The following is an 8,402-nucleotide window of genomic DNA, read 5'->3' on the forward strand; positions in this document are numbered from 1 at the left end:
CCGTTGGGCAGGAAGGCCAGCGCCTCGGCGTTCAGGCTCGGTGCCCAACGAGTCAGGGGCAGGTCGGCGGCCAACGCATGGCCGCAGGTGGCCAGGGCCATCAGCAGGTATAGCTTGGAAAATCTCATGAACAGGCAAATCCTTCGAAAACGATGAAGAACCCATGTGGGAGGGGGCTTGCTCCCGATGGCAGTGGTTCGGCTAATAAATCCGGCGACTGACACACCGCTATCGGGGGCAAGCCCCCTCCCACATTCGGGTCGAGGTGTTGGTTAAAAATGGGTGAAGGTCAGGCCGACCTTGTAGGTCGGGCCGTACTCTTCGTACTGGCCGTTGTAGCTGCGGTTGCCGGTGTAGACGAAGTACGCCTCGTCGGTCAGGTTCTGCGCCTCGAAGCTGACCTGCAGGTTCTTGGTCAGCGAGTAACGCGCGCTGAAGTCGACAAAGGTCTGTGCGTCGACGTGCAGGTCGTGGGCCTTGTCGTTGATCGACGCCAGTTCATACAGGTAGTCCGATTTGTAGTTGGCCGACAGGCGCAGGCTGAGCTTGTCGTCCTCCCAGCCGAGCATCAGGTTGCCGACGGTGTCCGACTGGTTGGGCAGGCTGATGTTGCGTTTGCGGTTGCCGCCACTGGCGGCGTCGAAGCCTTCGATATCGGCGCTGGAACGGCTGAACGTGGTGTTGGCACCAACCAACAGGCCGTTCCACGGCGCGGGCAGCCAGTCAAACTTCTGTGAGTAGGCCAGTTCCAGGCCGTAGAGCTTGGCGCTGTCGCCGTTGGCGTAGGTGTGGGCCTCGGCGAAGTTGGTCCAGGCGCCGGTGCCGGCCACGTCGGTGTTGTAGACAAAGTTCTTGATGTCTTTGTAGAACACGAACGCCGACACGGTGCCCGCACGGCCCATGAAGTGCTCAATACCCAGGTCCAGGTTGCTCGACTCCAGGGGCTTGAGGTCCGGGTTGCCGAAGGTGGCTTCGTCATCGTCGATCACAAAACCCGGCGCCAACTGGCCAAAGGTCGGGCGCACCACGGATTTGGTCCAGGCCGCGCGCACCTGGGTGTTCTTATTGATCTGGTAACGCGCATGCAGGCCCGGCAACCAATGGTGATAGCGCCGTTTGGTCTCGGTGGCGCTGAACTGGCCGTCGGTGGCGCCGGTGCCCTTGGCTTCGAACTCGGTGCCTTCGTAGCGCATGCCCGCGATGAAACGCCAGTCGTCGATGTCGACGGTGTTCATCAGGTAGCCGGCGTTGATGTCTTCGCGGATGGTGAAGTCGTTGACCCGCGATTCGGTCTCGTCATAGAAGTCATCGCGGTTAAGGCTGCCGATCAGTTGCTTGATGCTGCCCGCGCTGATACCCGGGCCGTAATTGCCGAGGCGGTAGTCGACGTTGCCCGTCTGGAACTGGGTGAGGTTGAGCTGTTCGTCGGTAAAGCCCAGGGTGTCGAAGTTCTTATAAACCCAGGCTTCCAGATCGTTGTCCTTGTGGCGCCGGCTGACCTTGCCGCCGAACTTGACCTGGGACGCGTAGCCGCTCAGGTCGTAGTCGCGGGCCAGGTCCAGGCGCAGGTTCTTCTCGGTATCTTTGGTGTTCTGTTTTTCCCAGTCGACCTTGTCCAGGGTGAAGTTGCTCGCGTCGTAGAAGCCGGCGCCGACGATCGGGCGTGGTTTGTCTTTGTCGTAGAAGCCGCTGTCGGCAAAGTCGCCGCCATCGAAGGTGGCGCCGGCGATGTGCGCCGGGCTGTCTTCGCTGGATTGGCTGTAACCGACCTGGCTGCTGAGGGTCCACAGGCCAAATATGCGTTCGCCGCCGAACACGTAGGACTGGATTTCCTGGGTCTCCTCGCGGTTCTTCAGCTTGCGCTTGCCCTCCGCCACGCCCAGCTCGCCAGGCGCCTGGGGGTCGGCAAATTCGAGGCTGGCGGCGTTGCGGGTCTCGGTGTCTGTGTAGCGGCTGTAGAGGGTGCGCAGGTAGTAGCTGCTGAGGTCATCGGGCTTGTAGTCGAAGTTCAGGCCACCACCGGCGCGCTCGCGGCTGATGTCGTAGTCGCGCTGCTCGAACTCGCTGAGCTTGGCCCCCTGGCTGAAGTCCCAGGCGCCGCCGGTTTCGACGTTGTCCGAGCCGAAGTCGCGCTTCTGCCAGCTCAGGGCTGCGGCGACGCCAAAGTTGTCGATGCCATCGCCAAGGCTGAAGCGATTGCTGGCCGCGCCGGAGAATTTCGGGCTGGTCTGGCGCGTGTTCTTGTCGTAGCTGGCCTCAGTGCTGCCGGTGTAGAACAGGCCTTTGTGGTCGAACGCCGACAAGCTCTTCACATCGACGGTGCCGCCGAGGGAGTTGGCGTCCATGTCCGGGGTCAGGGTCTTGATCACCGACAGCGACTGCACCAGCTCGGAGGGCAACACATCGAGAGCCACAGCGCGACGTTCGCTTTCGGGCGACGGCACCAGGGTGCCGTTGATGGTCACGCTGTTGAGGTCCGGCCCCAGGCCACGCACGCTGACAAAACGCCCTTCGCCCTGGTCGCGTTCGACGCTGACACCGGGCAGGCGCTGCACGGCTTCGGCGACGTTTTCATCCGGCAACTGGGCCACACCATCGGCATGCACCACACTCTTGATGCTGTCGGAAGACCGCTGCTCCTTGAGCGCCTGGTCGATGGCGGCAGCCTGGCCGACCACGTCGACGTGCTCGGTGTTGGTGGCATCGGCCGCCTGGAGCCGCTCGCTGGCCATCGCCAGGGCCAAGGCGGTAAGCGTAAAGCTGACGAGCCCGGTGCGCTTGTACATGAAATCCTCCCCAAGAGTCCGTTGGCGCCAGGCAGGGGGCCCGGCAACTGGGAGGGCAAGCTAGGTATGAGGGATGACGGTTCTGTGACAGGGATCGACCGTGGCGCCCGTAAATCGTGAGTTTTGCCTGGTTCTCAACGTGGAATGAGCTGAAATGACCTATGGAGATCAACGGTGGGAGGGGGCTTGCCCCCAATGGCGGTGGGTCAGTCTATAGATAGGCCATCTGGCACACCGCAATCGGGGACAAACCCCCTCCCGCCGTTGATTTTTATCGCGTGTGGGGTGAGCTGATTCGACCCTCCCTCCTCGTCATCCAACCGTCACATCCATCTGCTGTGCTGGCGCCCATCGCTCATTTGCCCAAGGACTCGCGGCCATGTTTTCCGTGCTCAAACCCCACCGCTGGAAACTCGCCCTGCTGCTGATCGCCGCCAACCTCGGCCTGCTGCTGTTCCTGGCCTGCGGCGAGCTGAAAAGCATCAACGAGTGGGTATGGCTGGATATCATCGGCGAAGGCGGCTCCGCCCTGCTCGCCCTGGTATGGCTGGGCCTGGTGCTGAAAAGCCGCCCCGCCGGGCGCGTCACCAATTACCTGGCACTGGGCCTGTCGTGCATCTTTTTCTCCTGGTGGATCGACAGCCTCGACGAATTCATTCGCCTGCCCGCCAGCATCACCTGGGATCACTGGCTGGAGTCCGGGCCGATGCCGGTGGGCATGATCCTGCTGACCCTCGGCATCTACCACTGGCACCGCGAACAACTGGCGATCAGCGCGCAAATGGAAAAACGCGAGCGGCTGTTTCGCGAGCATCGGCTGTTCGACAAACTCACGCCCCTGGGTGGCGCCGATTACCTCAAGCGCCAACTGGCCCACAGCCTGCAAGACAGCCGAGACCAGCAACAACCGCTGTCGCTGCTGGCCCTGGACCTGGACAACTTCACCGCCATCAACCAGGCCTACGGCCACGCCGAGGGCGATGCGGTGTTGCAAGCCCTCAGCCATGTGCTGCTGCTCAACCTGCGCCGTCAGGATTTACTTTGCCGCCTGGCCGGCGACCGCTTTGTGGTGGTGTTGCCCAACACCGGCGAGCGCCAGGCCCAGGGGCTGGCGCTGGAGCTGGAGCAAGCGGTGCGCAGCCTGGCGCACAAGACGCGGCAACACGGCGAGCGCCTGCAACTGGCGGCGACCCTGGCCGTGGTAATGGCCTTGGAAGAACCGCCGCAGGACCTGCTCAAGCGCCTGAACCTGGCGCTCGCCCGGGCCAAACAACCGCTTGCGAAAAGCGCCTGAGATGGCCGTGAAAACCCGTTGGTATGAAGCCGACAGCCGCTTCATCCCTGGGCATTACCAACCTGCCACGCTGATCGACCTGGCGTTGTCCCGCGACATCGACAGCCATCGGCTGCTGCGCGGCACCGGGCTGTTCCACGAGGACATCCTCGCCGGTAAAGCGCAACTGAGCCCACAGCAGTTTCTCGCATTGATCGGCAACAGCCGGCGCCTGCTCGATGCCGATGAGAGCAGCTTTCTGTTTGGCCAACGCCTGCTGCCCGGCTATTACGGCGCCGCCAGCCATGCCCTGGGCCACGCGCAAAACCTCGATCAGGCGCTGGAGATCCTGATCCAGCAACAGGTGTTGCTCAGCCCGTTGGTCACGCTGCAAGTGGAGCTCGATGAGCACCACGCCTACCTGTACTGGCGTGACAGTTGCGGCGCCGGCGAACACTGGCGGTTTCTGCTGGAAGCCAGCATGACGTCGCTGGTCGCGATGAGCCAATGGCTCAGCGGCCAGCGCCTGCCGTGGCAATGCAGCTTCAGCCATGGCGAACCGCACTACGTCGAACAATATTGGGTACACCTGGGGGAACACACGCGCTTCGCCCGCCCGCTGGACATGATGTGCATCCCCCGCGAATACCTGGTCATGGCCTGGCCCGGCGCGTCGGCCACTGCCGGCCAAGTCACGCGGCAGCAGGCCCGCGAGCAGGTCGAAACGCTCGGCTTTGCCGACAGTTTTCTCGATTGCCTCTACGACTACCTGCGCGAACAGGTGCGTCAGCCGCCCAGCCTGGAACAGGCGGCCCAGGCGTTCGCCATGAGCCCGGCGACCCTCAAGCGCAAACTGCACAAGCACGACACCGGCTTTCAACAGCAGGTGGATCGGGTGCGCAAGCACGTCGCGTTGCACCTGTATCAGGTCAAGGGGTTCAGCAACGATGAAGTGGCCGCGTACCTGAACTTCAACGATGCGGCGAACTTCCGGCGCTCGTTCAAACGCTGGACGGGTACCACGCCGAACCTGATCCGTCAGCTATTCAGCAGCCGCTAGCCAGGCGCTCGCGCAGGAAGTCCACCAGCGCCTGCACCGGCCGCGAACTCTGCCGGTGCTGCGGGTACACCGCCGACAGGGTCAGGGCGTCGGGGGCGAAGTCTTCCAGCAGCGTCACCAGGCGCCCGTCCTTCAAGGCATCGGCGATGATAAAGGTTGGCAGGTAGGTGATGCCCAGGCCGGCGATAGCGGTATCGCGCAACAGCTCGCCGTTGTTCACGCGCATGCGCCCGCTGACGTTCAGCGACTGCAGCTTGCCCTTGTTCTGGAACCGCCATTGCACTTGGCGGCCGTGGCCGTAGGGCAGGCAATCGTGGTCGGCGAGGTCGTCAGGTTTCTGCGGCGTACCGTGCAACGCGAGGTACTCGGGGCTGGCGCAATACACACGCTGCACGCTGGCGATACGTCGGGCGATCAGGGTGGAGTCTTCGAGAATGCCAATGCGCAACACCAGGTCGTAGCCTTCGCCGATCAAGTCCACGGGGCGGTCGCTCAGGTCGACTTCCACCGATACCTGCGGATAGCGCTGCAAAAACGCCGGCAGCAGGCAGCCCAGGTGGGCCATGGCAAACGACAACGGCGCACTCAGGCGAATCGTGCCGCGTGGTTCGCTGTTCTGGCCGGCGATGCCCTGCTCCACTTGCTCGACTTCACCGAGCAGGCGCAAGGCCGATTCGTAGTAACTCTGCCCCAGGGGCGTGACATCCAGGCGGCGGGTGGAGCGGTTGAGCAAGCGCACGCCGAGGCGGTCTTCGAGCTGGATCAGACGACGGCTGACGAATTGCTTGGACAGCCCCAGTTGTTCGGCGGCGGCGGTGAAGCTGCCGGATTCCATGACCTGGCAAAACAGGCGCATGTCTTCGAAGGGGTTCATTGTCGCTTCTCGGTGGACATTTTGCTGACTTATAGCCTGTCAGTGACCACACCACAAACCCAATGTGTGAACACAATCAAATGTGGGAGGGGGCTTGCCCCCGATAGCAGGGTGTCAGCCAATGCATGCATGACTGACACACCGCCATCGGGGGCAAGCCCCCTCCCACAGGGGATTACTGAGATTCCCGAGATCGGGTTACTTGGCGGTGAACGCCGAGTAGCTAGTTGGGACTGCGCGCAGCCTGTTGCACAGTTTCGTTGAAAGTGCCGGAAGCATCGGTGACCACAAACCCAACGTGTGAACACGATCAAATGTGGGAGGGGGCTTGCCCCCGATAGCAGGGTGTCAGCCAATGCATGCATGACTGACACACCGCTATCGGGGGCAAGCCCCCTCCCACAGGGTTCAGCGGTGTTCTACACGTCGGGTTACTTGGCAGTGAACGCCGAGTAGCTGTTCATCAGGTTGCGGTAGTTGGGAATGCGCGGCGACAGCAGGTTGGCCAGGCCTTCCATGTCGTTGCGCCAGTCAACTTGCAGCTCGCAGGCGACGGAGAACCAGTTCACCAGTTGCGCGCCGGCAGCGGTCATACGGGCCCAGGCAGCCTGTTGCACGGTTTCGTTGAAGGTGCCGGAAGCATCGGTGACCACAAACACCTCAAAGCCTTCGTCGAGTGCGCACAGGGTCGGGAACGCTACGCACACATCCGTCACCACACCGGCAATGATGATCTGCTTGCGGCCGGTGGCCTTCACCGCTTTGACGAAGTCTTCGTTGTCCCAGGCGTTGATCTGGCCAGGGCGCGGGATGTACGGCGCGTCCGGGAACAGTTCTTTGAGCTCGGGCACCAGCGGACCGTTGGGGCCGCTTTCAAAGCTGGTGGTGAGGATGGTCGGCAGGTTGAAGAACTTCGCCACGTCGGCCAGGGCCAGCACGTTGTTTTTGAATTCGTTGGGGGAAAAATCCTGCACCAGGGAGATCAGGCCGGTCTGGTGATCCACCAACAGCACGACAGCGTCATCTTTATTCAGGCGTTTGTAAGTCATGGGAGTAGCTCCTGTTTGTGAAAAGAGGTGAGTTGATTAAAAGGCAAAACACGAGCAGCCAAACGCGCCCCAGAAACCCTGGAAGTCGCTGACCGGCACGCTGCAAAGGCGTGCTTTTTCATGGCGATGGGAATGCACGCCGCACGGGCCGCTGCACTGGTGAACCTGGGCTTGCAACGCCGAAGTCGGACGCCAGTGCCCCGGCACCTTGACCACCGGCGACCAGTCCGGCAGCACCGGCACGCGCGGCGGTGCGTAATCTTCGAAGTCGCCGGCGCCGTACACCACCTTGCCGCCGACCACGGTCAGCACCGATTCGATCCACTTGATGGCCTCTTCATCGACACTGAAAAAATCCGCCGACAGCGCGGCGACATCCGCCAACTGGCCGACCTTGATCTGGCCCTTCTTGCCCTGTTCGGACGAGAACCAGGCGCTGCCATGGGTGAACAGTTCCAGCGCGGTCAGGCGCGGCAGGCCTTCGGCGTGCAACTCCAGGCCGCCCACGGTGCGGCCGCTGACCATCCAGTACAGCGAGGTCCATGGGTTGTAGCTCGATACCCGTGTGGCGTCGGTGCCCGCGCCGACCGGCACGCCTTCGGCGAGCATGCGCTTGATCGGCGGCGTGGCTTCGGCGGCCTTGGCGCCGTAGCGCTCGACAAAGTACTCACCCTGGAACGCCATGCGGTCCTGGATCGCAATCCCGCCGCCGAGGGCGCGCACGCGCTCGATGTTGTGTGGGGTGATGGTCTCGGCGTGGTCGAAAAACCACGGCAAGCCATTGAACGGGATATCGCGGTTGACCTTCTCGAACACGTCGAGCATGCGTGAGATCGATTCGTTATAGGTGGCGTGCAGGCGGAACGGCCAGCGCTGCTCGACCAGGTGGCGCACCACCGGCTCCAACTCCTGCTCCATGCTCAGCGGCAGGTCCGGGCGCGGTTCGAGGAAGTCTTCGAAATCCGCCGCCGAGAACACCAGCATCTCGCCGGCGCCGTTGTGGCGCAGGTAGTCGTCGCCCTGGTGCAGGGTGACGCTGCCGGTCCAGTGTTTGAAGTCGCTGAGTTCTTCCTTGGGCTTCTGGGTGAACAGGTTGTAGGCGATACGCACCGTCAGCTGTTCGTCCTTGGCCAGTTGCTCGATCACCGCGTAGTCATCGGGGTAGTTCTGGAAACCGCCGCCGGCGTCGATCGCGCTGGTGAGGCCGAGGCGATTGAGTTCGCGCATGAACTGACGGGTCGAGTTGACCTGGTATTCCAGCGGCAGTTTCGGGCCCTTGGCCAGGGTCGAGTAGAGAATCATTGCGTTGGGCCGCGCTACCAGCATGCCGGTGGGGTTGCCGTGGCTGTCGCGCACGATC

6 protein-coding genes are annotated in these 8,402 nt (G+C 62.7%); 2 read left to right on the forward strand and 4 right to left on the reverse strand.

Annotation, left to right across the window (positions count from 1 at the left end):
* Positions 1-272: 272 nt before the first annotated feature.
* Positions 273-2,786, reverse strand: a complete 2,514-nt coding sequence (locus L9Z73_RS20335) for a TonB-dependent receptor (protein WP_247404639.1) — start codon at positions 2,784-2,786, stop codon at positions 273-275.
* 379 nt (positions 2,787-3,165) lie between these two features.
* Between L9Z73_RS20335 and L9Z73_RS20340 the strand changes: the two genes are divergently transcribed.
* The gene (locus L9Z73_RS20340; protein WP_247404641.1) at positions 3,166-4,080 is read left to right on the forward strand and encodes a GGDEF domain-containing protein; all 915 of its coding nucleotides are present in this window, start codon (positions 3,166-3,168) and stop codon (positions 4,078-4,080) included.
* A 1-nt stretch (position 4,081) separates the two neighbouring features.
* Positions 4,082-5,119 carry an AraC family transcriptional regulator gene (locus L9Z73_RS20345; protein ID WP_247404643.1) on the forward strand — a complete coding sequence of 346 codons (1,038 nt, stop codon included), beginning with the start codon at positions 4,082-4,084 and terminating at the stop codon, positions 5,117-5,119.
* On the opposite strand, the gene L9Z73_RS20350 is transcribed toward L9Z73_RS20345, so the two are convergent.
* The 3 genes from L9Z73_RS20350 to L9Z73_RS20360 form a co-directional block, all read right to left on the reverse strand.
* Positions 5,106-5,993, reverse strand: coding sequence for a LysR family transcriptional regulator (locus L9Z73_RS20350; protein WP_247404644.1), 888 nt, complete (start codon positions 5,991-5,993; stop codon positions 5,106-5,108). The two genes, L9Z73_RS20345 and L9Z73_RS20350, sit on opposite strands and share 14 nt — an antisense overlap.
* Positions 5,994-6,424: 431 nt before the next feature.
* Positions 6,425-7,042 carry an isochorismate family cysteine hydrolase YcaC gene (gene ycaC, locus L9Z73_RS20355; protein WP_159935861.1) on the reverse strand — a complete coding sequence of 206 codons (618 nt, stop codon included), beginning with the start codon at positions 7,040-7,042 and terminating at the stop codon, positions 6,425-6,427.
* A 36-nt stretch (positions 7,043-7,078) separates the two neighbouring features.
* Positions 7,079-8,402 (reverse strand): amidohydrolase family protein (locus L9Z73_RS20360; protein ID WP_247404646.1); only part of this gene is annotated, 1,324 nt, incomplete at its 5' end.

This window comes from Pseudomonas emilianonis, assembly GCF_023072625.1.
Taxonomy (GTDB): Bacteria; Pseudomonadota; Gammaproteobacteria; order Pseudomonadales; family Pseudomonadaceae; genus Aquipseudomonas; species Aquipseudomonas paraveronii.

Excerpts from the sequence above, each read along its gene's own strand:
- L9Z73_RS20340 (WP_247404641.1), top strand. The coding sequence starts at position 3,166 with ATGTTTTCCGTGCTCAAACCCCACCGCTGGAAACTCGCCCTGCTGCTG.
- ycaC (WP_159935861.1), bottom strand. The coding sequence starts at position 7,042 with ATGACTTACAAACGCCTGAATAAAGATGACGCTGTCGTGCTGTTGGTG.
- L9Z73_RS20335 (WP_247404639.1), bottom strand. The coding sequence starts at position 2,786 with ATGTACAAGCGCACCGGGCTCGTCAGCTTTACGCTTACCGCCTTGGCC.
- L9Z73_RS20345 (WP_247404643.1), top strand. The coding sequence starts at position 4,082 with ATGGCCGTGAAAACCCGTTGGTATGAAGCCGACAGCCGCTTCATCCCT.
- L9Z73_RS20350 (WP_247404644.1), bottom strand. The coding sequence starts at position 5,993 with ATGAACCCCTTCGAAGACATGCGCCTGTTTTGCCAGGTCATGGAATCC.